Source organism: Novipirellula artificiosorum, from assembly GCF_007860135.1.
GTDB lineage: Bacteria > Planctomycetota > Planctomycetia > Pirellulales > Pirellulaceae > Novipirellula_A > Novipirellula_A artificiosorum.
In genome coordinates, this window is record NZ_SJPV01000003.1 from 388,495 (window position 1) to 409,606 (window position 21,112).

24 protein-coding genes are annotated in these 21,112 nt (G+C 54.0%); 15 read left to right on the forward strand and 9 right to left on the reverse strand.

Annotated features, from left to right (window positions below; genetic code table 11):
- Positions 1 to 28: 28 nt before the first annotated feature.
- Positions 29 to 652, reverse strand: coding sequence for a mobile mystery protein B (locus tag Poly41_RS11225; protein WP_146526266.1), 624 nt, complete (start codon positions 650 to 652; stop codon positions 29 to 31).
- Positions 649 to 1,026, reverse strand: a complete 378-nt coding sequence (locus Poly41_RS11230; RefSeq protein WP_146526267.1) for a helix-turn-helix domain-containing protein — start codon at positions 1,024 to 1,026, stop codon at positions 649 to 651. The genes Poly41_RS11225 and Poly41_RS11230 overlap by 4 nt, the downstream gene beginning before the upstream one ends.
- Positions 1,027 to 1,782: 756 nt before the next feature.
- On the opposite strand from Poly41_RS11230, the gene Poly41_RS11240 reads away from it, so the two are divergent.
- On the forward strand, positions 1,783 to 2,322 hold the full coding sequence (locus Poly41_RS11240; protein WP_231615589.1) for a hypothetical protein: 540 nt from the start codon (positions 1,783 to 1,785) through the stop codon (positions 2,320 to 2,322).
- 48 nt (positions 2,323 to 2,370) lie between these two features.
- Here Poly41_RS11240 and Poly41_RS11245 read toward each other — a convergent pair whose 3' ends face one another.
- The 3 genes from Poly41_RS11245 to Poly41_RS11255 are packed head-to-tail and all read right to left on the reverse strand — an operon-like array spanning position 2,371 to position 3,851.
- Positions 2,371 to 3,078 (reverse strand): TlpA disulfide reductase family protein, encoded by a 708-nt coding sequence (locus Poly41_RS11245; protein WP_146526269.1) that lies wholly within the window; start codon positions 3,076 to 3,078, stop codon positions 2,371 to 2,373.
- A complete protein-coding gene (locus Poly41_RS35655; protein ID WP_146526270.1) occupies positions 3,075 to 3,509 on the reverse strand; it encodes a twin-arginine translocase subunit TatC in 435 nt (144 codons plus the stop codon). The genes Poly41_RS11245 and Poly41_RS35655 overlap by 4 nt, the downstream gene beginning before the upstream one ends.
- Positions 3,510 to 3,851, reverse strand: coding sequence for a PadR family transcriptional regulator (locus Poly41_RS11255; RefSeq protein ID WP_146526271.1), 342 nt, complete (start codon positions 3,849 to 3,851; stop codon positions 3,510 to 3,512).
- 251 nt (positions 3,852 to 4,102) lie between these two features.
- Between Poly41_RS11255 and Poly41_RS11260 the strand changes: the two genes are divergently transcribed.
- The 8 genes from Poly41_RS11260 to Poly41_RS11295 all read left to right on the forward strand — a co-directional run bounded on the left by Poly41_RS11260 (position 4,103) and on the right by Poly41_RS11295 (position 14,352).
- Positions 4,103 to 4,699 (forward strand): sigma-70 family RNA polymerase sigma factor, encoded by a 597-nt coding sequence (locus Poly41_RS11260; RefSeq protein WP_146526272.1) that lies wholly within the window; start codon positions 4,103 to 4,105, stop codon positions 4,697 to 4,699.
- Complete coding sequence (locus tag Poly41_RS11265; protein WP_146526273.1) at positions 4,696 to 6,222, forward strand: serine/threonine-protein kinase; 1,527 nt, start codon at positions 4,696 to 4,698, stop codon at positions 6,220 to 6,222. The genes Poly41_RS11260 and Poly41_RS11265 overlap by 4 nt, the downstream gene beginning before the upstream one ends.
- The gene (locus tag Poly41_RS11270) at positions 6,219 to 9,179 is read left to right on the forward strand and encodes a hypothetical protein (protein ID WP_146526274.1); all 2,961 of its coding nucleotides are present in this window, start codon (positions 6,219 to 6,221) and stop codon (positions 9,177 to 9,179) included. The genes Poly41_RS11265 and Poly41_RS11270 overlap by 4 nt, the downstream gene beginning before the upstream one ends.
- A gap of 329 nt (positions 9,180 to 9,508) precedes the next feature.
- Positions 9,509 to 10,021 (forward strand): RNA polymerase sigma factor, encoded by a 513-nt coding sequence (locus tag Poly41_RS11275; protein ID WP_146526275.1) that lies wholly within the window; start codon positions 9,509 to 9,511, stop codon positions 10,019 to 10,021.
- Positions 10,022 to 10,053: 32 nt separating this feature from the next.
- On the forward strand, positions 10,054 to 11,394 hold the full coding sequence (locus tag Poly41_RS11280) for a hypothetical protein (RefSeq protein WP_146526276.1): 1,341 nt from the start codon (positions 10,054 to 10,056) through the stop codon (positions 11,392 to 11,394).
- A 174-nt stretch (positions 11,395 to 11,568) separates the two neighbouring features.
- Positions 11,569 to 11,907, forward strand: coding sequence for a nitroreductase family protein (locus Poly41_RS11285; RefSeq protein WP_231615590.1), 339 nt, complete (start codon positions 11,569 to 11,571; stop codon positions 11,905 to 11,907).
- 86 nt (positions 11,908 to 11,993) lie between these two features.
- Positions 11,994 to 13,736: a hypothetical protein gene (locus tag Poly41_RS11290; RefSeq protein ID WP_231615591.1), complete on the forward strand. Its 1,743-nt coding sequence runs from the start codon at positions 11,994 to 11,996 to the stop codon at positions 13,734 to 13,736.
- A 28-nt stretch (positions 13,737 to 13,764) separates the two neighbouring features.
- The gene (locus Poly41_RS11295) at positions 13,765 to 14,352 is read left to right on the forward strand and encodes a hypothetical protein (RefSeq protein ID WP_146526278.1); all 588 of its coding nucleotides are present in this window, start codon (positions 13,765 to 13,767) and stop codon (positions 14,350 to 14,352) included.
- Between the two features lie 118 nt (positions 14,353 to 14,470).
- Here Poly41_RS11295 and Poly41_RS11300 read toward each other — a convergent pair whose 3' ends face one another.
- Entirely contained in the window at positions 14,471 to 14,857 is a 387-nt protein-coding gene (locus Poly41_RS11300) for a hypothetical protein (RefSeq protein ID WP_231615592.1), read from the reverse strand.
- Between the two features lie 253 nt (positions 14,858 to 15,110).
- Here Poly41_RS11300 and Poly41_RS11305 point away from each other — a divergent pair, with 253 nt between their 5' ends.
- Entirely contained in the window at positions 15,111 to 15,935 is an 825-nt protein-coding gene (locus tag Poly41_RS11305; RefSeq protein WP_146526279.1) for a zinc ribbon domain-containing protein, read from the forward strand.
- Complete coding sequence (locus Poly41_RS11310) at positions 15,925 to 16,197, forward strand: hypothetical protein (protein WP_146526280.1); 273 nt, start codon at positions 15,925 to 15,927, stop codon at positions 16,195 to 16,197. Before Poly41_RS11305 ends, Poly41_RS11310 begins: the two co-directional genes overlap by 11 nt.
- Positions 16,198 to 16,635: 438 nt before the next feature.
- Here the strand turns inward: Poly41_RS11310 and Poly41_RS33995 are convergent, their stop codons facing one another.
- Positions 16,636 to 16,803, reverse strand: a complete 168-nt coding sequence (locus tag Poly41_RS33995) for a hypothetical protein (RefSeq protein ID WP_197231223.1) — start codon at positions 16,801 to 16,803, stop codon at positions 16,636 to 16,638.
- An 842-nt stretch (positions 16,804 to 17,645) separates the two neighbouring features.
- Here Poly41_RS33995 and Poly41_RS11315 point away from each other — a divergent pair.
- The 4 genes from Poly41_RS11315 to Poly41_RS11330 are packed head-to-tail and all read left to right on the forward strand — an operon-like array spanning position 17,646 to position 19,279.
- Positions 17,646 to 17,915, forward strand: a complete 270-nt coding sequence (locus Poly41_RS11315) for a type II toxin -antitoxin system TacA 1-like antitoxin (protein ID WP_146526281.1) — start codon at positions 17,646 to 17,648, stop codon at positions 17,913 to 17,915.
- A 5-nt stretch (positions 17,916 to 17,920) separates the two neighbouring features.
- Positions 17,921 to 18,433 (forward strand): GNAT family N-acetyltransferase, encoded by a 513-nt coding sequence (locus tag Poly41_RS11320; RefSeq protein WP_231615593.1) that lies wholly within the window; start codon positions 17,921 to 17,923, stop codon positions 18,431 to 18,433.
- A 13-nt stretch (positions 18,434 to 18,446) separates the two neighbouring features.
- The gene (locus Poly41_RS11325; RefSeq protein ID WP_197231224.1) at positions 18,447 to 18,902 is read left to right on the forward strand and encodes a mechanosensitive ion channel family protein; all 456 of its coding nucleotides are present in this window, start codon (positions 18,447 to 18,449) and stop codon (positions 18,900 to 18,902) included.
- 53 nt (positions 18,903 to 18,955) lie between these two features.
- Positions 18,956 to 19,279, forward strand: coding sequence for a DUF1801 domain-containing protein (locus Poly41_RS11330; protein ID WP_197231225.1), 324 nt, complete (start codon positions 18,956 to 18,958; stop codon positions 19,277 to 19,279).
- 50 nt (positions 19,280 to 19,329) lie between these two features.
- On the opposite strand, the gene Poly41_RS34860 is transcribed toward Poly41_RS11330, so the two are convergent.
- On the reverse strand, positions 19,330 to 20,022 hold the full coding sequence (locus Poly41_RS34860) for an IS110 family transposase (RefSeq protein ID WP_231615594.1): 693 nt from the start codon (positions 20,020 to 20,022) through the stop codon (positions 19,330 to 19,332).
- A 97-nt stretch (positions 20,023 to 20,119) separates the two neighbouring features.
- The gene (locus Poly41_RS11340) at positions 20,120 to 21,073 is read right to left on the reverse strand and encodes an SDR family oxidoreductase (RefSeq protein ID WP_146526285.1); all 954 of its coding nucleotides are present in this window, start codon (positions 21,071 to 21,073) and stop codon (positions 20,120 to 20,122) included.
- Between the last annotated feature and the right edge of the window lie 39 nt (positions 21,074 to 21,112).

Consider the following 21,112-nt stretch of genomic DNA (forward strand, 5'->3'; position numbering starts at 1 on the left):
TATTCTTTGGCTCCTTAGGGTTGTGGTGTCACTCGCTAAACCTCTGGTGCAGGTCAATCAGCGGTCCATAGTTTAGCGAGTCAGCTGCTTTGATGGCTGCAATGTATTCATCGCGAATCGGACTCTCTGTGTTTCGCAAATCATTGGCGGGCCAGAGTGTTGCTGGCTGGTCATGTTGCATAAGCCACACATTCGCCATTAGTCGAGCCCATCGACCATTCCCATCTTCAAAGGGATGAACCCAAACCGCGCGGTGATGAAACTCAGCAGCGGTTGCGATCACAAGTGCGCCCGTTTCGTTATGTCGCTTGTCGGCCTCCATCGCAATCACCCCGAGTTCCGCAGCGATGATGTTGGGGTTCACTCCGATGTTCTTTTCAGTCGATCGGATCTCTCCTGCCCAGCTCCAGATCGAACCAAGCATTTCACGGTGGAGTCCGAGAAGCCAATCGAAATTGAACGGAGCGATCTTCCGGGATGGTTTCGAGAGCAGGTATTTCTCTGTCACGTGAAGGATCGAAGCAAACTCGACCTCGTTGAGCTCGCGCCGGGTCTTGATCGTCTTGAGCTTGAGGCCCGATCCATCAAACGGCGTATCGTCATCTTTCCCGCTAGAACCAAGCCCCGTGCCCGTGCCACGACCCATGTTCATGAGGCCCACAGTTTTCGACTGGACGATGCAATACGAGTTTTCGCTTCTTCGAGATGCGATTGAGTGGACGCCCGAGAGACAGCTTGAGACTCGAGAGCCACATTGCCCTGCGTAAGTGCAATCAAACGTTTGGCTTTTGCAGTGGCAATCTGATCTCGGAATTGCTCGGCGGGAATCTCTGTTAGATCGAGTGAGATACCCAAGGCGAGCAGAATGGCCTGCAAATTTGCGAACGAGAATTCGTGGTCCTCACCGCCGAGAATCCGAATGACCGTGGCCCGCGAAACGCCGCTGCGGCGCGCAAGATCCGAAACAGAGATATCGAGCTCTCGTTTTCGTTCTTGGATGCGGGCAACTATTTCGGGAAGGGGCATGGCGACACGTCCGGGTTATATGGAGGGGCTGATTTGCAAATCGGGCAGAAAACCGCAGCTCATCGGCCACGCTTGAATTGTTGCATACGTGCTACAAAAGTCAACTGACTATTTGCTTGGCAGCGACGATAGACCCTGCAAAAGACGACAAAAACGCGATACTACTCAAGAGGGAACAAAAACGTCCCGATACTGGCCCCGCCTATACTCGCACAATCGCGCACCCCTCAGTAGAGTGGGAAAGAGTTGGTTTGAGGGAGGTGTGGTTTGCTCAACTTGAATGAGACCCTTCGGTTTACTCCGACCGTCGGGTTATCGAACAAGCCGACGTCGGTCCCATGGACTGACGCCGGCTTTTTTCGTGTTTTACCGCTTGTCTGGTAAGGACTTACGTCAACGACCGATCTGCAGAGATCTCTCCGAGTGTCTCTGGAAAAGTACTATCCGGCCGCCGGCGAAACGGTCTCTGGGCCGATCTCGGCCAAAGGTCTCTCTTGTCTCTGTACTATTTGACCTCAAGGTTATGAAGTCCCAGAGTGCTATCGGAAAAAAGTGGTCAACGTTTTCCGCGTACTCCTAGACGGAGAACTGCGACAAGAACCATTTTCCTGGCTTCCCCAAACCTCCACTCGTTTTCGTGACTGGTGATTTGCGGCGGGCGGCGTCATCAATTTTCCGAGGTAACTCACTCTTGGGCAAAATCGAAATAGTGAAGGGCGACCTCCTCGATCAAGACGTCGACGTAATCGTCAACGCTTGGAATCGAAACATCATTCCGTGGTGGCTGCTGCTGCCTCATGGCGTCTCGGGAGCGATTTCCATGCGGCGCGAACGCACTTTGGAACGTGGAACGAAGCCGTCATCGCCGCGGACCTGGAACCGGAGAGTCGCTTCTATACCAAAAAAGAGATTCTCCACATGATCCGGCAAAGACACGATGCGGGCAAATCTCTCAGCAGCGATCACCCCGACGTTCGCGACCTGCCGATGTTGATGGTCACCCGATCCCGCGATCGCCCGCTCTACGAAGCCGCGCTCCGTCACTACGGCAGCTGGCGAGCCGCCCTGACCGCCGCCGGCATCAACCTTGCCAACGTCTCCCGCCGTCGGCCGGACAATTTCGACCGCGAGACGATGATCCTGTGGCTCCGCAACCGCCAAGCCGCCGGTGAGGTCATTGATCTACACCGAAGTGTGTCTCGAAAATCGAGACAAAGCGATGGCGATCCGCCGAACATTTGGGAGTTGGAAAACCGCCCTCGCCATGGCCGAAATCAAGTGATCACAATTGATTAGCGGAATCGAATCGAAACGATTTTGTGAATCGAAAACAAAACCGCGCAATCAGTTTCCAATCTTTGCGGATCGCAGTGCGGCTTCGATTTCCTTGTCATACATGTGCGTCATGATCGCGATTCCACCGTCTTGGGCCTCTTGTTCAGTGGATTCCTCCCCCGGACCTTTGACGCCCAATTGTCGTGCAATCTCGACTGGCCCAGCCGATTGTGTCGGCTTGCCTCCGTTGTAGGTCACAGCTCCTTCTGCGTTTACGACAACAATTTGATTGACCGCAGAAATGCCGTAGCGTCGAAAGGTGACGCTATCCGCGATCGCGACACCTTCATCGATCCCGGTCAGGTGCTCCCAGTTGTGCTTCTTCATAAACGCTCGCACATCGTCCATCCCAGTACCCGCCGTGTGAATTCCAATAAAGACGACTTCCTCCCTGGAATACTTCTCCTCAAGCCGCTTCCAAACCGGAATCGTCGCGATGCAGGGACCGCACCACGTGCCCCAGAAATGGAGCACGACTGTTTTTCCCTTGAGATCGTTGAGCGAATGTCGGTCGCCATCGGACCATTGACTGATTTCGATGGGCTTAGCCATATCGCCGTTTTCAATTCGCACCGGAAAGACCTTGGTTCCACCTTTGTCCGCTGTGTTGTCGGTCGGTGGGCTGATCGATGGTACTTGTCCAATCGCGATCGACGAATGAATCATGAGGTATGGAACGACAATCGACGCAAGTACTGTCTTTGATAATCGATTCATAACTCTACCTCTACAGTTGTGGCGGATCGGTCATCTCGGAAGACGGACGCTAGTATCCAAAAAACAATTACCAAGACCGCCGCAACCAACAGGGTGCTTACCAGGTCCGCTGGCGTTAGTACCACGCCCACGACAATGGATCCAATGACGACGCTTCTCCAATATCGCCGCAATTGGCCGGCTCGCACCACTTCGCAAATACAACGCAAGTGTTGCGACGGCACGCAAACAAGAAGTTCGTGGCCGATCATTCTGCATGACGACGCAATCCCATGCCAAGCACCTACCGCGAAGTCATCTTGTACCAGTTCAGCAAAGGTCTCCGACATTTGAGTTGCAAACTGCCGACGAAACGAAGCAGGGTAGAGCCAGAGAACATACTGATAACAGAGTTTTGCGGTTCTCTGATGCAGTTGCGGTACCTCTTTCATCTAACCAACCCCCACCATGCTTGTGAACTCTGGCCCCTTTTTGACACGAGCGATTTCCAAGAGAGATTGCAGACGTTCGCATTCCGCACGTGTCGCTTTGATTCCAGCAGCGGTCACTCGATAGTAACATCGGCGACGTTCGTCATCGTCTTTTGCCGACGGTCGTTTCTTGGATTCGATGATCAGTCCAAGATTGATCAACCGCTTGATGGAACCATACAGAGTGCCTGGTCCCATTCGGACGTCGCCGCTGGTCATCGCCTCAACCTCTTTGATGATTCCGTAACCGTGCCGCTGGTGATCCAGGAGACTCAACAGGATGTGAAAATCAACGGTTCGCATTTCATGTACTCGCTCGAAATTGCTTATTTGCAAGTTGCGATATATCGCAATACGATATGTAGGCAATCTTGCGACGTCAAGCTGATCTGTGGTCTTCAGAGAGCGCCGAGTGAGCTGGCTTGATCACCCGGATGGCTGCGAGTGCCACAGAAGGTGAGGTTTCATTTATGCTGAGGTAATCGCAGAAAATGTTTTGAATTCCGCAAAAGATCGCGAGTTGAGCCGTGTTTAACTGGTAGGAGACCCTCGTTGTGCATGAATTCCCTGAAACTCGAGAAAGCCTGTTAGTGCAGGTGAAGGACCCGGCCAACCGGGAGGCGTGGCAGCAATTTGCGCAGCTATATCGTCCGGTGATCTTCCGAATCGCCATGCGACGGGGCCTGCAAGACGCCGACGCACACGACTTGGCCCAGCAGGTACTCGTCTCAGTCGTCTCGGCAATTGGGCGGTGGGAGAAGTCCGAAGCAGGAACACGGTTCCGTCATTGGCTGAACCGTGTCATCAAGAATGCCATCGTGAATTCATTGACAAGACAGCCACGGGATCGAGCAACCGGCGGATCATCGGCCCAAATCGAGCTAGACGATTGTGCCTACAGCGACCAGGTCACTGAAGAGCTAATCGATTTGGAATATCGGCGCGAGCTTTATTTGGCCGCAGCAGATCGTGTGAAGGTCGAAGTCGAGACTGAAACCTGGGAAGCATTCGACATGTCGGTCGTCCAGGGATTGCCGGTGGATGACGTTGCTAAACACCTTGGGAAATCACGCGGTGCAATCTACTCGGCTCGAAATCGTGTGATGTTTCGATTGCGTCAAATCGTAAGAATCCTGGAGAATCAATCATGAAAGCGACGCCATCCGCATGCGGGATGACCGACCGCAACCTGGAGTTGCTTGAGGGCAAGCTTAGCTCCGAAGAGGAGTCTGCGTGGGAAAACCACCTCGAACAATGTGCTACTTGCCGTGGTCGCTTGAAGGAATGTGCCGCTGAGCCAGAATCTTGGAGTGAAGCAACTCAATTTCTGGGATTTGATCCTTACCGAAACTCGATTGGAGATCGAAAATGCGGTTCTCGAAGTTCTTCGCATAGCATAGAGAATGTGCTCAGAGCTTTAACGCCAACAGACGACCCCAACATGCTTGGGCGATTGGGTGGATATGAGGTATCTGGCGTGATCGGAAGCGGCGGAATGGGTGTCGTCTTGAAGGCACTGGATTGTTCACTGGATCGCATTATCGCAATCAAGGTCTTGGCACCCCACTTGGCAAGCAGCGGTTCAGCTCGTCGACGTTTCGCCCGCGAGGCCAAGGCTGCCGCGGCCGTGCTTCATCCGAACGTCGTTGCGATTCATGGGGTTTCGAACGATGAATCGCTTCCGTATCTGGTAATGCCATACGTCCGCGGCGAGTCGCTTCAGAAGCGCATCGACCGAGAAGGTCCATTGCCCGTGATTGACATTCTTCGCATCGCATCGCAGATCGCATCAGGATTGTCAGCGGCGCATGAACAGGGCCTCGTGCATCGTGACATCAAGCCAGCGAATATTCTGCTCGAGGATGGCGTCGAACGCGTGGCGATTACTGACTTTGGACTTGCTCGAGCTGTTGATGATGCCACGATGACCCGCAGCGGGGTCATCGCAGGAACGCCGCAATACATGTCTCCTGAGCAAGCAAAAGGTGAGTCCATCGGTGCGCGAAGCGATCTGTTTTCGCTCGGTAGCGTGATCTATGCCATGTGCACGGGCAGATCTCCTTTTCGAGCAGAAACGAGCTACGGAGTACTGCATCGGATCGTGCAAGACCAACCTCGGTCGATTCTCGATATCAACCCCAACGTCCCGAGTTGGCTCTGTCGCCTTGTCGAGAGGTTGCATTGCAAGAACGCCGATGAACGAATTTGCGATGCGAAGCAATTGGAGTCCTTGCTGACTCAGTGCATCGCACACGTGGAACAGCCTACGCAGTCAAAGCTTCCCCAAGAGCTGCGAGAAAACGAAACAGCGAGTTGGCCGACACGAACGAAGCTCGTTTGGATCTCCCTCACATCATCACTGCTCATCATCGCCTGCGGTTGGCTTGCCGTTTCTAGAGCACCGACCTTTCACGTGCCTCGGAAGATCCACGTCGACGAATCCATTGGCGACGGGATTGAGCATCGCAGTCATGCCGCGGAAACCCGTCAGGCAGTTCCGACAGACCAATCGAAAGCCGCGGATTCGATCGACGCGACAGACTGGAACGACGAAGCGCTACTTGACGCCGAACTTCTCCACCGTGACGCGATGATGCTGGAAACTGAATCACGTCGCCCGTTCGCCGACCTGCCCCTGCTGCCACCCACCAACGAATCGAAGGCCCAAAGATGAATCGAACAATTGCTTGCATCATTCTCGTCATCGCAAGTCATGCGGGGGCGGCGGCAGAGCCCCAAATTCCGAACAATGACAAAGCTGCGAAACACTTGGACACCCCAAATGACAGTGCCGGAAAGCGGGCACTGCCGCCAGCGTACACTTATGAGTACGTGGCCGGCAGAGTCAGCGATATTTCTGCGGAGCTGACGGGCGTCGGAACACTGATCGTCGAGCAGCCTGAAACGAGACTCAACTGGCGGTTGCCTTTGGCGGACGATTACGAGGAGGGCCAACGAAAACGCCTGGCAATCGCGATCCTTCGATCTGGAGCAAGCGTTTATAGGAAAATGGGATTTTCCGCGGAGACGGTATTGGTGGTGCGCTATAGCCGTGCAAGCTTGGAAAAATCGGGACGTCACTTACCGAAGGTGATTGAGTTGCTTCAGAGGTTCAGTGACCCGGATCACACCCCTGATGATCGTGACGTCTCAGACCAACGCGATGCGACCCGTGCGCTTGAAATGTTGGGGCTTCGGTACGACGAGAACCGGAGACTGGTTGACGACGGGCGAGGGGAAACGGAATTGTGGGAAGAACCGCCGGGTGCCTTTGATAAACGCATCCAAGAGTCGGTGTCTGTAATCGAGCAATTGAAGCGAGGCTACATCAGTGCGGAAAACCAGGCCGCGGAGTTTGCTGTCGAGGTTCGCGGTGGGCTTGATCCAGAAAGAGCTGACATTGGCGTGGGCAAGGAGCAGCGAGAGCAGCTCGAAAGACTCGTAGCGAAAGCCTTTGAACTGCGACTCTCGCTCCAGCGCAAGCAACTCGCTGATGCAGAAGAACGCTTGACAGCGACACGTAAGCGACTCGACCGTCGCGAGGACTCTGCCAAGTCCATCATTGAACGTCGTGTCGATGCGTTGTTGTTCCGCATCGACGAGTCTTTATTGAAGCCAGCGATCACCAGCCCATCACAAGTCGAGCCACCCGCGAACACACCGCAAAACCTGATCGACCAGCAGACCGAAAAGCATCCAGAATTAGAAAGATTCAAACGCTATTTCGGACTGGAGCTGGCTCGTGACGCTGACGGTCGAATCGTGTTCTATCGCCGAAGCAAGATTGAAGGTGAAGAAGAGCCGGTGAACGAGTTACGTCACCTTGTGCAATTGAAGTTTCTTTTGGTCAACCTAGAGAACCCAGGCGAAAGAACGGGCAGTGAGACACGCCAAATCAATGATGTCGAGGATGTGGCGAAGTTCTTGCGAGAAGACTCTGCAAGACTTGCGTCGAACTTGGTTGTCTACTCCGTCACAGCGAATCAAGAGAGTGGGTCCAAGGCTCGCACCTACTTCGAGCTCATTCCCGGTCCAGAGACCACTCTTGACCCCGAGATGCGTGAGAAGCTCTCCCAAACACGGACGGTCTTGGCAAAGCATTTACTGCAGGCGCGAGAACGGATGGGGCGACTAGAGAAATCAGATTTTGACGAGCGTCAAAATCAAGCGTTTCGCGACACCGTTCCGACTGAGATCGTCAAGCTCGAAGTCGAATTGAACAAGTTCACGGTCCAAAAAATGCGGCTGAAGATGCTGCAGAGTTCGGAACCGAGTCAGCGTCTTGCCGAAGTCTTGGAGAAGCTCGAATCTCCGTCGATCAATCAGAACGAGTCGGCCTTCTATAATGAGGAACGGGTGCGACTCGAACGCACGTTGAGTCCTAGGATTCGAGCGATCATCGGTTCGGACGTGTCGCTCTCCGATGAAAAGGTTGGTACCGCGAGCGCAGGAATCGATGAAAAGGCCAAAGTTTTGGCGACGAGAATTGCTGATTTACAATTACAACTCGCTCTTGCAGATCAGGAGTATCAACAAGCCAAAGACAATCGATCGGAGGCATCTCGCCTTCGCGCTGCAATTTCAAGGATAGAAGAGTATTTGAAGTTTGTTGCGAAGCGTTTATCGTCAGCGGGAAATGGTACGAGCGAGAGTGACGACGCGAACTGTCAGGTTGGAATTTCGTGCGATCGGGCGTTCAACATCCATTACATCGACCGCCCTGTGGCACCCGCCAAACGATCCGGCGACGGAAAGGAGCATCGTCTGGACGCCAAGGTCGTACGGTTCGTGGCTCCGGTGTCTGGTCCGTTTAACCTGAGGCTGTCAATTTCTGACGGAAAGGGCGAGAAAAGCCCTGCAACGGTGCTGAACGTGAATGTGGCGATCGACTTTGTCGAAACTGAAACGCTGAGTCGGGAAGGAATGGAGTTTCGTATCAGCGATGAAGACCTGGATTTCCTCGAAGCGCACGATAGGGTCACGATTGCCCTCTTTCAGAGTCCGGCGGGCAGTATTGAATCGCGCAGAATTCGGGAGCTTCTTGATTCACCATCAAGCGTCCTCGCTTACTCGGATGATCCTACGAAGATATTGCTGGCTGTGGTTTCGATTCGCAATTTGAACGAGGATTTGCGGTTCCTAAAGTTGGCAGGGACGTGGACACCCGTCGCCGATTCAGTTCCCCACATCGATCAAGAACTATTGACGTCAAGCCCAGGGGCTGACATCCATTTTTCTGTAGACAAGTTGCTCTGGACATCACTACCAGTCGACGCGAAGGCAAATGAAATCGTGAAGTTCTACTCGGACCACTATGCCGATTCCGAACTGACGCCGGTTGTGACCGGTACAGTTCAACCGAGACGATATGGGATCGCAAGGGCTGAGGATCAGAAAGAATTCTTCGTTGTCTTTCGCAAATCCGGAGGCGACACCGTATTGGTGATCGGCGTGGTTTTGGGATCTCGCCCCGCCATCAAGCTCTCGGGCGACAAGACGCTCATGCAGTTGACGTTGATATGGAATGGATCCGATGGTTTTCCATCTCCTCTGCCTCATGACAGCGAATGGTCCGTGCCAATTTCATATCGCCCTCGCAAACCAGAATTCCAGGAAGCGACTGACAGGTAAACTTTCTTGCGAAAGTACACCAAAGCGACCAATCTTGCAGTTCAGCATCGACGAATTCTGTGACAGAAAGTCAGTCGATTGCTGCAGCCTGACATCGGTGATGACCGGAGCAAGACACTGTAGATGCTAGATGTGTGGCAGTGAAATCAAGAGACTAGTTGGTTCAGAAATCGCCTGTCAGACCTAGCGGGGCATTACGACGGCATTCGCGGAGACGTGCCGCATGGAAGAAACATCCGCAATCTTCTTTTAAACCTGTAATTTCTGTCTGCTTGCCGGCGCCATTATTGTAGTTCTTGGAATGACTTGGCTTGTGGGAGTAAGAAGCGATGCGCGATTGGGAGCAGGCGAAAACGGAGTTTGGACCGATGGTCTGGGCCACCATCAGCCGAATTGTGTCGCAGCACGCTGATGCTTTGGATTGCTTTCAAGACGTGATGATCGAAGCTTTTCAAAAAGACCAAAATAGCCAGATTCACAATTTGCCTGGACTGCTCAAATGGCTTGCCGTCCGGCGATCGCTTGACTTGTTGCGAGCAAACAAACGCGAAGGTGATGGACGGATTTTTGACGAACCGCAAGAGAGAGCGGCGGAACAAAACGAGGCCGGTGATGCGCTCGAGCTGGAAGAGTTGATGGATCGCGTTCGCATTGAACTCTCAAAGATGCCTGCCAACCAAGCCCAAGCGTTTTGGCTTTGTTGCATCGAGCAGCAGAGCTACATCGAGGCCGCCGCACATTTGCAAACAGATAAGTCGCACGTTGGCGTGCTTGTTTTTCGAGCCCGGGAGAAACTTCGGCTCTCGCTCGATGACATCAAGCCATCCTCCATTCGTAACTAACTTCGATTCAAGTTTTGGAAAAGGAAAACGCAATGTCAAGATCAGTCATGGGTTCCCACCCCGACGAAACGTTGGATCGAGTTTGTCTCGCGCTGCGGGAGCAACAAACACCCGCCTTCCCGGATCCAGACATTGTTTGGCCAACGTCGGAAGAGAAGGTTCCGCGTTCCTCTCCGGTCTTTGCTAAAACAACGAGCCGTCGGTTCCAGCTTGCAGCGGTTGCCGCGACGTTTGCGCTGGCGGTCGGCGGCTTTTGGATTCCGTGGAACGGTCCTGGAAATCAGGCGTTCGCCCAAGTTCAAGATGCGATCCGCAAATTGAACTCAGTGACCTTTCGATTAGAGACCTTTGCTAACAACGCGAAGACGGCTTCGTACGACATTTCGTTTGTCTCTCCCGATTATGTAAGGGCAGAGGGAGCCGACGATGTCCACGTGCTGAACAACGAAGCGTCGAAGGTCATGGACCTGTTTCATTCGCAGAAAAGAGCAGAAATCTACCCCATTTACGATCTCCCGTCAGTCTCGCGGCGAGTCTTGGGCGCGTATGGTCAACTACTCCAACTCGAGGCCCAAGCCGAAATGGAAGTTGCGGAAAAGGTGCTTGACGGCCAAAAAGTACTTGAGTTCTCAACGTCTTTCGACGGCGCGACTGCAAACGTCATTGTCGACGCCGAAACCCATCTTCCTATCCGCATTTCGGTCGACCGCGGGAAAGACGCGAATCTCAACTCAGTCATCGAAGTGATCGATCAATTCTCGTTCGACGAGACGATCGATGCTTCATTGTTCGCAATCTCCGCCCCTGCAGGATACGTGGTGGAAGCTACCGATGCCTTGCCGCCAGACACAAGCACCAAAGCGTATGCAATTTCTGATGAAAGTGGTCTTGGCCCGGCAAAATTCGGCGCGTCAAAGCCAGAAGTCATCGCCATGTTCGGAGAACCAGACAAAATCGTGACGCGAGAAGGGACGAAGTTGGCTATTAACGGCAACGACCCAAATTTTGTCCCGGATCTGAGGCCGGGTGGCAACGTTCGATGGGAACCAGCGGATCCCAAGTACACGATCGACGAATTGCAGTACGACTCGCGTGGTTTTCGACTGAGGGTTTCGTCGAAGGATGGTTTGACGTCTATCCATTGCTTCGACACCAATGCCATGGGGCCAAGAGCCCGGAAGTTCTTGGGGGCAACACAGGAGGGGATCGGCATCGGCAGCTCCTGGGACGAAGTCATCGGGGCATACGGCGAGCCGACCACAAAGCTCGATAATCAAGCCGCGATGTACCGAAATCCAGCTTTCTATTTTGACTTCAAGAGTGCAAGAGTAGCCTCGATTCGAGTACGCGCACGCGACGCAGAAGAAGAGTAGCTGAAAGCCAATCGAAGGTTACTCACAACCGAAAGTGTTGTTTGCAACTTTTGACGATAACTAGAGCCGCACCCCGCGAGACAGCTTGAGATTCAAGAGCCACATTGCCTTGCGTGAGTGCGATCAAACGTTTTGCTTTTGCCGTGGTAACCGTCTCCTTCATCGAGCAGATGCTTGTCTGCTTTGACGCTTGCGAATGCGCCGAAGGAAGTCGCTGAAATGTTGGTGGGCTGGATGGGGCCATTCCACGAAGGCCGCGAGTGGCTGCAACGCGACGAAGCCCAACGCTCAATTGGCATCGCCATGCAAACCATGATGCTCGCCGCGCAAGGCATGGGCTACCAGTCATGCCCCATGATCGGATTCGACATCGAAGCCGTCGCCAAGCTGATCAACCTCCCCGACGACCACGTCATGGGACCAATGGTTGCGATCGGCAAAGGCACTAAAGAAGCTTGGCCGAAGCCTGGGCAACTGACGCTCGATCAAGTCACCGTCAACAATGGGTTTTAGCGGGTTCAGATCGTGACCTAGACTTCATCGACCTGCGGTCGTTGCCGCGGAAGGTGTGCGCCGATCGTCACGGTATCGAATCCATTATGCGTAAATTTGGCAACATTGTTTTAACCCTCACAGGCGTCACCGCCGCGATGGCGCTCTGTTGCCCGATGCTGGTCGTGCTTGGCTTCGTTGCACTCATCGTTCCGGGCTTGGTTCTTCTCGTTGCTCCCACCGTGTTTGTCTATCTTGCGACGACGCTCGGTATTCAGCGAATATTACCAACCAAGATCGGTTGGGCCGCGTTTCCGATCGCGACCTTACTTGCGCTCGGACTGGGCTGGTTGGTCATGCAACCCATTCGCTCGTCAGCGATATCGGAGTTTCACGCGGAAGTCTCACCCGACATTCTCCCTGGTAAACCGATCATCTTGACCGGAAACGTGTACGTCGAGAACGGCGAACTCTACCGGTCTCCCGAATGTGACTACTTATGCACAATGCTTCTAGATTTACCGGGCGTCGAAAGTGTCACTGTTGAAAGCACCGGCCCAGCTGGCCGCAAACGCGATCCTTCGGTTGCGGCGTTCGCTTTGGTCCGCACTGGTGAAAATGCAAAACCAGGCGTGTTCCCGTCCAACCCTGGTCAATTGATTCGCAAACATCCGGGACTCATGCGGCGAGTGAAAGGCAACGAGTTGCGGCAGGTTGAGAAATCGCTCGAAGCCGATTGGGCGCTACGTCTTGCCGGTGTGGAACGAATTGTTGAGGTTGAGCCAACACCCGCCGAAGAAGCGGATTGGGTCGTGCGTTTGGTTTCGACCCACAATAAAGAAATTCCACGAGTCGAACGAGTGGAGATTTCCCGCACCGGCAATGACGTTCAATTTCGCAGGAGTGAAGTTCGACACTTTGTTCCTGGCAACGTCTTCTACTTCGACTTTGATCTTCAGATGGCTGTCGGAACAATCTCGGGTGCATCCTTTGGGATTGGCGGAAGTGATTGGAAGTCGTCGGACCAACGGATTGATTTGGAGCCGACGTTGTTGGAAGCCATCGAGGTGCCGCTTCTTGCGGAGCTTGATGACACCCGCGAACGATTGCGTTTGGAAGTCAAACGCGCGATCGACGATCCCGACGCGAGTCCAGCTAGGCTGGAATTAGCGAGACGCTGGCTTTCGCTCTTTTTCTTCGACGCAGGCCTCGACGACCATCAATTGATCGCCCGCGTTGTCGGTGACCAGCGAGTCAAAGACATTGCCGGTCCGATCGAGAACGTTTTTTCTAAGGGCGAAACGCCGATCGAACTCAGAACCGCCTACGCACGACGGATTGGGTTCGATGATGCGACCGAAAAGGAACGATCGCAGTTAGCGAAAGCCCTATCTTTGATGCCACCGGGCACGTTCGTCAAACCCGATCCAGCTCACCTCGCCATTTGGACTCGGCCCGAACTCTACGAACAGGCTGGGCATTTTCTTTCAAGGCTTGCTGACCTCGGTGCTGAGCGAGCAATGCCCATTCTGCGCGACGCACTCGATCACGTTTCGACCAAAGACAACTGGAGCCAACGACGTGCGATGGTTGAAGGAATTCGAGACGCTTACGCGTCACTCGGGCCGGCCGCAAAGCAGGATGCCACGAGGATCAGCACTCTGGTTTTGCAGCGTCCGTCACCGATCACGTCTGGTTTCAATGATGTGCAAGCGTGGCGATTGACTCTGGCAAGGATGGGAGTCTCCCTCGATGATTTACCGTTCTTTCCCCATTCAAGCCAGCAGCAGATCAACCGGACCAAGACCCAAATCCGCGATCGGCTGCAACGCATTCAAGCCGAGATTTAAACACCATCGTCCTGAGAAACCATTCGCCATGTCTCAAGAAGAATTACATCTTCCTGCTACCGATCCTTTCGATCGCCATGCCAAAGAACGTCCATTCGTCGCCTCGGTTGTATCGAGCGGATGGGTGCTGTTTCGCACGCATGCGCCCCTGCTGCTGCTATTCGGAATCCCGTTGATCGCCATTCAAACCGATGCAGTTTGGTTCAACTTTCCACTTGGAAAGGGAGCTACCACTCCAGGACCATGGGAGAGAAGTGTCATGAGTTACATTTTTCTCGCGTTGCTCGGCATGTGTCTGGTAGAGGCGTTGCTCAATACAATCAGGCTGGCTCTCGATCCCACGGCAATTGTGATCACTGATGAAGGCGTTCAAGGCTACCACGCGTGGCTTCGCAGGTCATTCAGGTGGTGTGATGTCTCGCACGTACGCAGGTCAGGAAACCGTCTTTTGATCCATAAGCGAGCGACATCCAAGCTGCTAAGAGAATGGAATCGCCACTCGCGACCAGGCGGACGCTACCACTGGTCGAAGCTGCTTGTCGTCGAACTTAACTGCGTCGATCAAAGTGCAGACTCCATTTTCTCCGAGATCAATCGCCATTGGAGAAGTTCGTAATGCTCAACGTGGTTCAGCCACCGGGACCGCAAGCCTAGCCATCGCACTGTCAGACACTCGAACGAGCGACGAAGCGACCATTGGTATGCAGTCGCCTTCTCCAGTGAACGTTCACACTTCAGTTTGAAACTGAATCGTCATTGACGCGGCGACGTTCGATCAATGCCAGCGGCGACAGTATCGTGGCAACGGGGACACCGAAGGCAGCGCCGTAGAGGCCGCCTTGGAAAAACCACTGCAAGCTTCCTGGCGGAAGGATCTCTGCGGTTGAAATCGCGAAGAAGCACGCGACGATCGCTCCGATTCCGCTGGCGACGATCGAAATCGGCTGGCCAAGCTTCTTACGCAACAGCAATGCAAACATGGTCGATGCGATCAAGCCGATCGCGATTCCGCTCACGCCTCTCGCCAGTGGCCATGACATCAGCCCGACCAATAGCATGGCCAACAATCCAATGGTTGTCGCCAACATTGTCCCGGATGCGATTTGAACTACGGTTTTCATTGTGCTCTTAATCATCCTCCAAAAGAGCCCACCGGTGGCGGGTTGCTTCGCAGTTTCTGGTTAACCCTATCGAGTTCTCTCCTACATAACCCTGAGGGCGGGACCGTTTTGTTCGGTTCGCTACTGCCGGTGGTGAAACGCCTCCAAGAATTCGGCTGGCCGAACAAGATCTGGCGTACTCGTACCGGGCGGACGCGTGGCGGACGAGTTTTCGACAAGCCGGCAGTTCACTCACTGCTCACCCGCCCCTTGTATGTGGGAAAAAATCGCCTACAAGGAGCACATCTACGAAGGTGAGCACGACGCAATCATCGACCAAGAAACCTTTGACGCGGTCGGCAAGATGCTGAAGGCGCACCGGAAGGGGAGAGCACAGCGACTGGTCAACAAGTACTCGGCACTGTTGAAGGGGATTCTTGTTTGTCCGTACTGCGACTGCCGAATGGTTCACCGTACGACAAAGAGAAAGTCGAGCGTGTATCGGTATTACGCTTGCCAAACGACGGTTAAGCATCGCGGGATCAATAACGAACGTAGTGGACGAGGCCACGAGTCCTGCAACACGGGACTCGTGGCCTCGTCCACTACCAAAGTCGTCACTTGTTGTTCACGCGATGCTAAGAGTGGGGCCGATGCCTGCGAGATGGGGTCGGTTTCAGCCGCGATGATCGAGGCCGCGGTCGTCGATGAACTCCGAGTCATTGTTGATGACGAGGGCTTGCGTGACGCCGTGTTCCAAGGCTCTAAGACGTTGCTTGATAAGGAGCAGGCTGAAGTTGAAACGCTCCTGGCTCAGTTAAAAGCTCAAATCAACCGGGACACGGAGGAGGTTCAACGAATACTGAAGCACGAAGTGTTCGAGAACCTGAACGATATCCGAGTCGAGGACTTGAAAGCCCGGATTGAGAAGGCGGAAGCCGACGTTGTCGTCGCGACGGACAAATTGAAGCAAGTCGCCGCCCGCCAACTCTCGCGGCTCGACATCGACATTGCGATGTCGGACTTCAAAGTGGTTTGGTGTCGTCCAGGTCGCGTTTCAACTCCGGATCGCTCGGCTCACGGCATCGTTGCCCGATAGAGTCGATGAGCAGGCTGAGGCGAAGGCCGTTATTGGTGCCGCGCTCGATCAGGCTTCGCAATGGGGATGGAAGCTACGCCCGGTCATCGTGGTTGAGCATGACGACAACGGGCAGCGCGAATCCGCAAGCACGTTTCCCATCGCTTGGCATGCGGCTCGTATGACGTTGTTCGTCTCCTGGGCCTGCATGGGGATGCTAGTGCGAGCGGTGCACTGCAACGTTGGTCGACCGGAACTGTGGGTGATGCTCCCGACGGACTGAGGGTGTAGATCTCTGGGTCAGTCATCGACGGGACTTGTAGCCTCGTCCACTACCAATTACGCCAGGTGATCGAGAACTGCAGGACGCTGTCGGGTAAACAAATTGGCCGGCGATCGGGCCTCTGACGCCATTTTTTGGGAATCCACTCGCGCCGTTTGCATAAGTAACCCTGAGAGGAGTCGTTCAGTTCGGCTGGGTGAGTTTGGTTCCTTTTGGAGGGGAGGCGGAATGCAGGATTCGGTATTGCCGGCGGAGCAGGCGACGCGGGTGGCGTGTTTGTTGGTTGTTTGTTGGGCACGCTTGTCCTTCTTTAATACATCAGTGGTGTTAGAACACGAAATGCGGAGTTGTTTCCCCGGTGCAAGTCAAAGCATCTGGTCCAACGCCAGAAATCGAAGGTATGACGTGCGAAAGAAGTATCTTCACGCGGATTATTTCCTATTTCTCCGACGTCCACGCATTGAGAAAACCGATGAAGTTCGCTTCGTTGTAGCCTTTGCCTTTTTCCAATTCGCCAGTGCCTTGCGACTGTAGGAATGTGCCGTCGCTTTCAAGAACAAAGAAATGCGGATAGCGATCCGATCCGACTGGTAGGCCAAACGTCAAAGTCAGTTCAGTCGACCATGCAACGCAAAGGCGAAAAATTGGTGCTGCAACGGGACGGTACCACTAAATTAAATCGAGCGGTCAGAGCCCACGTTTAACGCCGTCCCAGAACCAAACCTCAAACCAGTAGATAGCTTCTGACAAAGTCAGGGCACGTTTGATCATAGCCATCCTTACAGGCAAAAGTTAGTTCTTGCAAGGTTGGTAGACGATCGTCAAATTGAGCGTCAAATTTGGACAACGCTTCGGCGTAATAAAAAACGTCCCTCCACTCACCGGGGTAACCACTGTTGAAGTACCAATCAATAGTCCGATAGGTTCCATCCCCAAAGGCAGCCTGCCGAAACGGTTCGTGATCCGACTGGGTCTTTGTTCTGACTTGAGTGAATATTTGCCCGGCTCGATCTTCGTCGATAGATCAGGTTCAGTTGCGACCGGCGTCGCTGCTCGATCACCGCAGCCGACAAGACTTGCTGTCATTGTGACAAGCACCAGGAAAACCTGCGTCCTATTTGACTGAGTCCAATCGGGCTGGCCCGCGTTATCCCGCGAACAATTGGTGTTCGCGGCGTGGTTCTGCCAGCCGATCCCCTCTGCAAAGCAAGCGATTGGCACAATTCGGCTTGGTTTTGACAGGAACTATAAGTGAGTCCCCTGGTTCGAGATTGACGAACATAGACTGCCGCCGCTCGGGCCATCTCCGGTCCGGCGTCGGAGCTTAAATGGTTCTCGTTTGTCGTGTTAAGAGGACTATCCACAAGAACTTGCCGTGTATAGCGTTGTGCAGTACAATGAGTGCCGGTGAAACATGTCGACGAATGAGTGAAAGAGTTTAGCACGCGATGCAAAAGAATAGTTCATTGATGGTGCGGCTCGATGAAGAATCGAAGGCATTGCTCAGTGCTGCCGCCGAACTGCGACGGGTGAGTGTGAGTGATTACGTTCGCAGTGTTGTCATGGGTCAGGCCGAACGTGAATTGGCAGCGGCCCAGTCACACACGATTGCGATGACGCCAACGGAACAACTGGAGTTTTGGAATGCGCTCGCCAAGCCACCCAAGTTGACCAAGGCGCAAAAAGGACTCGGGTCGATCATGCGGGGCGATGCGTGAGCGGCGTGCGCTATCCTGACGGCTGGCGAGTCGAGCTACTGGCTAAGTCGCACAACCGGACACGGTTCCAATCCGGCCAGGAAGAAGTCGATGCGTGGCTGAAGAAAACGGCGTTTCAGAGTCAAAAAAAGCATCTTAGTTCGACCAAGGTTTTGCTCGACTCCGAAAGTCACATCGTTGGCTTCTACACGCTGGCAACATCTCAAGTCGACTTCTCGGACCTACCCGTCGAAGTTGCCAAGTCGCTTCCCAATCGGCAGTTACCCGTCGCAGTATTAGCGTGGCTCGGCATCGACCAATCGTTTCAAGGCCGAGGCATCGGAAAGCGTTTACTCGCGACTGCGTTAAAGGATTGCTACGACGCAGCCGAAACCTTCGCGTTCATCGCCGTCATACTCGACTGCGTCGACGCCCCTTCAAAAGAGTTCTACCAGCACTTCGATTTCTCCGAACTCCCTGGCTACCCCATGCGACTCTTCCTGCCCTTTAGGTTATTAGAAAAACTTGCCAACGATTGAAACAGATCTTGTAGTGCCAAACAAGAACCTGATTACCGGTACCATCCTGAACTGGACGCTCAGCGCCTCAGTGAATCGCGTCATCATTCCGGTGGGCGTGGCCTACGGAAGTGACAGCGAAGCAGCCCGACAGATCCTGTTCGATGTGGCGGCGGATAACTTACAAGTCATTGACGACCCACCACCGAGGACGACTTTCGAGGCGTTTGCTGACAGCTCGCTGACGCTCACGTTGCGGGCCTATCTTCCCAATGTTGACGATCGTCTAAAAGCGATTGCCGAACTGCACACCGAGATTGACAAGCGGTTCGCGGAGGCTGGCATCGAGATCGCCTTCCCGCAACGCGACCTTAATCTTCGCAGCGGATGGACAACTGCGGACAAGCTGGCAGGGCCAGGCGAACAATTTGGCTCAACACGCGCCGAAGCTTTGACGCCACCAGAACAGGCCGAACCCGTCCGCAAGTAGACTGGCCCAAGTCATGCTTCCAACGGTGCAAAGCTTGCGTAACGAGATACATCATGACTGACGCAGAAAAACAGAAACTCATTGAATTGCTCGATTCGCTTGTGATGGTGGCGGTACCGAAATCGACAAAGGTCGCGAAGTACGGCGGGACGCTATACACGTTGAGGCCCGACGAGAAAGAAGGCCAGTTCTGCGGCGTGTTCCCGTACAAAGCACACGTGCAGTTGTCGTTCGCCCAAGGTACTTTGCTCGACGATCCCGAAGAGTTACTTGAGGGAAGCGGGAAATTCCGCCGGCACCTGACGTACCAGAGCCTCGATGATGTCGACGCGAAAGTCGTCAAGCGATTCAGCAAAGCATCGAGCAAGCCTGGTTAGCGGAGCGGCACAAACCTTACGGTGCGAACCAGAGGGCTCTCGCCCTTCCGCTATGGAATCACGTCGAACTTGCCTTCGCTGCGCACGTAGATGATGCAGTCAGAATTGCCATCGGTCGAAACGTGGTGCGTACTTTCACCCTGCGAATGGAAGTAGCTGCCGGGTGACATCACTTTGCCTTCGGAATCCTCATGTGATAGGTAGCTGGCTTGACCTTTGATGACTACGGCACGAAGGGAACCGTGACTATGAATCTTGGCAGTAAATCCGGCGGGAGACTTGGCACGCTGATCACGCAAGAGTGCTCGAACACGAAGTTTGACGTTTCGACGATGATTGACTTGTTGTTGCCGGTAACGCACCAGACGTCTGAGTTCACGGATGTTCTCCGGTGCCAACCAAACCTTGGGCAGGTAACCGACGCGCTGCAAGTCAGCGAGCAGTTTGGCGTCGGCCCAGTCGGTTTTGTCGGGGCTTTGCTTGATGCGGGCGACGTAGCCGGGGTGTGCCAAGTTGACTGACCAGCCGGTATGGTTGATGAGTTCTTCGGCGAAGTCGGCGGCGCCACAGCAGGCCTCGATGGCGGCGAAAACCGTGCCGCCTTCAGGAACGACCTCGGCGACCGCCCGCCAATCGTTAGGTCGTGTGGCGTTTTGAATAATGTTGCCTTGTTTGTCCATGACACACACCTGGATGCTGTGTTGGTGATAGTCCAGTCCGACGTGATAGGTTATTTTCGACATTGCTCGTTGCTCCGAGTGAAATCAGGGGAAGTTAGATATCACTTGGTTTTACTCTGCAGCGAGCATTTCATCCCCATCTACAAAAAGGGGCTTGCCACTACGGCGACCAGCTTAGGGACGTTTTCTGCTCAGACAGAGCCCAGAGTTTGGCAGCGGCTTCCCGATCCAGGGCACACTCATTCAACGGGCATTCGTCGATGGGACCGGCCGTTTGTGAACGTTTTGTGGGGCCATAAAGTTTTCCGGACTCCACATTCGCTTCGGTCGCGCACATCACTTCGGGCCACGATCCCTTTTCGGCGGACTGTGCGATGATGCGAGAAAGGATGGACCAGAGAATCTTGTTGAATGTACTCGCTGTGTCCTTCAACAAATTGGTTCGTGACGCGCCGGGATGGCAGACCTGGACAGTCACGTTCTTACCCGCAGCTTCGACCCGGCGCTGTAATTCATAGGCGAACATCATCTGTGCCAGTTTGCTTTGGGCGTAGGAATTCCAGGCGGTGTAGTTCTTGTCGAAGTTCAGATCCTCAAACTGAATTCTTTTCAGTCCCATTTTGTAGGCGTTGCTGCCGACGACCACGATCCGTCCCGCCGACTGCTCGACTGAAGCGAAGAGCAAGCCGCACAGCAGGAAGTGACCGAAGTGGTTTACACCAAGCTGGCTCTCGAAACCGTCGACGGTGATCTCTTGTTTGGCTACTTGGGCGATGGCTGCGTTGCAGATGAGCGCGTCGATGCGGGGAACGATCTCCAATATCTTCGCTGCCGCTTCCCGCACGGAATCAAGCACCGCCAGGTCCATTGGCACGAAAGTCACGTCGGCATCACTGCCAAATTCTTGTTTCAAGGTCGTGATGGCGGCGGCTGACTTGTCGGCGCTGCGGTTCATCATCACCACTGATGCGCCCTTGGAGAGGAACACGCGTGCCGCTTCAAATCCTGCACCTGCGTTGGCACCAGTAACGACATAGGTCTTGCCGTCGAGCGAACCCAGACGCTCTGGCGTCCATCCCTTCGGGCCAAATTTCTTTTTCGTGATAGGGGGCATAGGGTTTCCTTTCTTGATCAGCACACTTCGTAGTGGACG

What these genes read in the sequence shown, in the direction of transcription:
- Poly41_RS11330 (WP_197231225.1), top strand. Translation starts at nt 18,956, where the DNA reads ATGACTGACGCAGAAAAACAGAAACTCATTGAATTGCTCGATTCGCTT.
- Poly41_RS34860 (WP_231615594.1), bottom strand. Translation starts at nt 20,022, where the DNA reads ATGTCGAAAATAACCTATCACGTCGGACTGGACTATCACCAACACAGC.
- Poly41_RS11245 (WP_146526269.1), bottom strand. Translation starts at nt 3,078, where the DNA reads ATGAATCGATTATCAAAGACAGTACTTGCGTCGATTGTCGTTCCATAC.
- Poly41_RS11300 (WP_231615592.1), bottom strand. Translation starts at nt 14,857, where the DNA reads ATGAAAACCGTAGTTCAAATCGCATCCGGGACAATGTTGGCGACAACC.
- Poly41_RS11230 (WP_146526267.1), bottom strand. Translation starts at nt 1,026, where the DNA reads ATGCCCCTTCCCGAAATAGTTGCCCGCATCCAAGAACGAAAACGAGAG.
- Poly41_RS11270 (WP_146526274.1), top strand. Translation starts at nt 6,219, where the DNA reads ATGAATCGAACAATTGCTTGCATCATTCTCGTCATCGCAAGTCATGCG.
- Poly41_RS11280 (WP_146526276.1), top strand. Translation starts at nt 10,054, where the DNA reads ATGTCAAGATCAGTCATGGGTTCCCACCCCGACGAAACGTTGGATCGA.
- Poly41_RS11225 (WP_146526266.1), bottom strand. Translation starts at nt 652, where the DNA reads ATGAACATGGGTCGTGGCACGGGCACGGGGCTTGGTTCTAGCGGGAAA.
- Poly41_RS11290 (WP_231615591.1), top strand. Translation starts at nt 11,994, where the DNA reads ATGCGTAAATTTGGCAACATTGTTTTAACCCTCACAGGCGTCACCGCC.
- Poly41_RS11305 (WP_146526279.1), top strand. Translation starts at nt 15,111, where the DNA reads ATGTGGGAAAAAATCGCCTACAAGGAGCACATCTACGAAGGTGAGCAC.
- Poly41_RS11340 (WP_146526285.1), bottom strand. Translation starts at nt 21,073, where the DNA reads ATGCCCCCTATCACGAAAAAGAAATTTGGCCCGAAGGGATGGACGCCA.
- Poly41_RS11315 (WP_146526281.1), top strand. Translation starts at nt 17,646, where the DNA reads ATGCAAAAGAATAGTTCATTGATGGTGCGGCTCGATGAAGAATCGAAG.
- Poly41_RS11265 (WP_146526273.1), top strand. Translation starts at nt 4,696, where the DNA reads ATGAAAGCGACGCCATCCGCATGCGGGATGACCGACCGCAACCTGGAG.
- Poly41_RS11275 (WP_146526275.1), top strand. Translation starts at nt 9,509, where the DNA reads ATGCGCGATTGGGAGCAGGCGAAAACGGAGTTTGGACCGATGGTCTGG.
- Poly41_RS35655 (WP_146526270.1), bottom strand. Translation starts at nt 3,509, where the DNA reads ATGAAAGAGGTACCGCAACTGCATCAGAGAACCGCAAAACTCTGTTAT.
- Poly41_RS11295 (WP_146526278.1), top strand. Translation starts at nt 13,765, where the DNA reads ATGTCTCAAGAAGAATTACATCTTCCTGCTACCGATCCTTTCGATCGC.
- Poly41_RS11255 (WP_146526271.1), bottom strand. Translation starts at nt 3,851, where the DNA reads ATGCGAACCGTTGATTTTCACATCCTGTTGAGTCTCCTGGATCACCAG.